Origin of the sequence: Parasphingorhabdus sp. (genome assembly GCF_049667325.1) — a bacterium.
Lineage (GTDB): Bacteria > Pseudomonadota > Alphaproteobacteria > Sphingomonadales > Sphingomonadaceae > Parasphingorhabdus.
In genome coordinates, this window is sequence record NZ_JBATHY010000327.1 from 1 (window position 1) to 2,760 (window position 2,760).

Below are 2,760 nucleotides of genomic sequence, written 5' to 3' on the forward strand. Positions count from 1 at the left end.
TTTCGCTGGCGGTTCCGGCCCAGGCCGAACATCACCAGACCAAAAATATCGGCACCGCCGCCTCGGCCCATCCCGAAGCCACCAAGGCGGGCTTCGAGATGTTGCAGGCCGGCGGCTCGGCAACCGATGCGGCGATGGCGATGATGCTCGCGCTGACCGTGGTCGAACCCCAGTCCAGCGGCATCGGCGGCGGCGGGTTTTTCCTGCACCATGATGCAAAACAAGGCTGGATGCAGACCATCGACGGTCGCGAAATGGCGCCTGCTGCGGCGGATTCAACGCGCTTTCTTGGCGAGGACGGCCAGCCGCTATCCTTCATAAAGGCGATGCCCGGCGGCAAGTCGGTCGGCGTGCCCGGCAATATGCGGCTGATGGAAATGGCGCATAAGAAATGGGGCAAGCTGCCGTGGACGAAGATTTTCGAACCGGCTATCCGGCTGGCCGAAGCCGGCTATGTCGTCAGCGGATCACAAGCCAGCTGGCTCCAGCGGCTCGCTCCGCTCTGGGCCGATTTTCCGGACGCGCAGGCGATCTACTGGAAAGACGGTGCACCGGCCAAGGCTGGCTCGGTCATCAAAAACCCTGAGCTCGGTGCATTGCTGCGCGAATTGCAGGCGGGCGGCGCGGATGCCTTTTACACCGGCGAAACCGTGACCGCCATTTCCAAGGCCGTGGCCAATGCACCGCAAAATGCTGCGGAAATCACGCCGGAAGATTTTGCCAATTATCGCGCCATCCTCCGCGCGCCGGTCTGCACCAGCTATCGGGTCTACAAGATCTGCGGCATGGGACCGCCCTCGTCCGGCGCGACCACCGTGCTCGGCATATTGGGCGCGCTCGAGCGGTTCGATATGGGCAAATTATATGCAGAAGAGCCTGCGCGGGCCTGGCACGTTGTCGCCGAAGCGATGCGGCTGGCTTATGCCGACCGCGAGAAATATCTTGGCGACCGCGATTTTGTGGCGGTCCCGGTCGATGGCCTGATCGACAAGGACTATCTCGCCAGCCGCTCGCAGATGATCGCTTTGCAGCGGGCCCGTCCGGACATGCCCGGCGAAGCAACCTATCCTGCCGGCAACCCGCCGGGAGCTCTCGCCCGCACCGCGGCGATCTCCTCCGAAGTCGCCGGAACGACCCATTTCACCGCCGTCGATGGCGAGGGCAATATCGCAAATATGACCTCGACCGTCGAAGGCCCTTTCGGCAGCCAGCTGTTTGCCCGCGGAATGGCGCTCAACAACGAACTGACCGATTTTACCTTCGCCCCGGAACAGAATGGCGCCCTGGTCGCCAACCGGGTCGAGCCCGGCAAGCGCCCGCTCTCCTCGATGTCGCCCACCATCGTCTATGACGCCAGCGGCCAGCCGATCCTGGCGCTCGGCTCCGCTGGCGGCAAACGGATCATCATGCACGTCACCAAAACCCTGATCGGGGTGCTCGATTACGGCCTCTCGCTCGAAGCCGCGATGGCGCTGCCCAATATATATTATGGCGGATCGGGCGTGCTGATCGAACAGGGCAGCGATCTGGAAGCCTTGCGAACCGAGCTGTCGAGCTTCGGGCACATCATTGTCACCGCCGGTCTCCCGTCGAAACTGGCGGGCGCGCAAAAGACCGAAAAGGGATGGGTTGGCGCCGTCGATCCGCGGAGCACCGGCCGGGCGGTCAGCGAACTGCCGTAAGCAATATATTGCCGAGCGGTTTCAACCGCGCTAGTTCGTCTCCCAATGATCCAAGCCCGGTGCAAATCCGGAGCATGAGAGAGGAAATGTCGCGTGGCCCCGAAAAAGGCAGAAAACCGTTATCTTGAAATCGATCAATATCCAAATCTGGTATCGATGTTTTTCGATCGTGCCGCCCAGGGCGGGGACAAGCCGTTCCTGAGCGCCAAAATCGACGGCGCGTGGCAGGCGACCAGCTGGGCCGAGGCCGCCCGACAAGTCGCGGCACTGGCCAAATCGCTCAAGCGGATCGGCTTGAAAAAGGGCGACCGGGTGATGCTGGTGTCCGAAAACCGGCCCGAATGGTGCATCGCCGATCTTGGGATCATGGCGGCTGGCTGCATCACCGTGCCGACCTACACCACCAACACCCCGTCCGATCATCAGCATATCCTGGACAATAGCGGCGCCCACGCGGTTATCGTATCCGACGTAAAACTGGCGAAAAACCTGCTGCCGTCGGTGATCAGCTCTTCGGATGCCAATATCATCATCGGCATCGCCGATTTGCGGATCGGCCAGTCCGGCGATTTCGATCTCTACCAGTGGAAGGATCTGGTCCAGGGCAGCGACGGGGATGTCGCCGAAATGACCAAACAGGTCGCCAGCATCACCCGCGACGAAACCGCCTGCATCATCTACACCAGCGGCACCGGCGGCAAGCCGCGCGGCGTGATGCAACATCATGGCCAGATCCTGCACAATACCAAGGGACCGGCCGAAGTAATCGAAAGCGATTTCGGCTGGGATGACGAAGTCTTCCTCTCGTTCCTGCCGCTCAGCCACGCCTATGAACATAGCGCCGGACAGTTTTTCCCGATCGGCCTCGGTGCCCAGATTTTCTATTCCGAAGGCCTCGAAAAGCTCGCCTCTAATATCGAGGAAGTGCGCCCGACGATCATGGTCGTCGTGCCGCGCCTGTTCGAGGTTCTGCGCGCACGGCTGATCAAGACGGTCGAGAAACAGGGCAAGATGCCCAATTTCCTGCTCGGCAAGGCACTCGCCATTGGCGGACGCAAGGCCGAAGGCAAATCCCGCA

General features: G+C 61.6%; 2 protein-coding genes. Both read left to right on the forward strand.

Annotation, left to right across the window (positions count from 1 at the left end; all coding sequences use genetic code 11):
• Positions 1–5: 5 nt before the first annotated feature.
• A complete protein-coding gene (gene ggt, locus WBM93_RS14115) occupies positions 6–1,682 on the forward strand; it encodes a gamma-glutamyltransferase (protein ID WP_424432502.1) in 1,677 nt (558 codons plus the stop codon).
• A 156-nt stretch (positions 1,683–1,838) separates the two neighbouring features.
• The coding region (locus WBM93_RS14120) for an AMP-binding protein (RefSeq protein WP_424432503.1) at positions 1,839–2,760 on the forward strand (922 nt) is incomplete at its 3' end.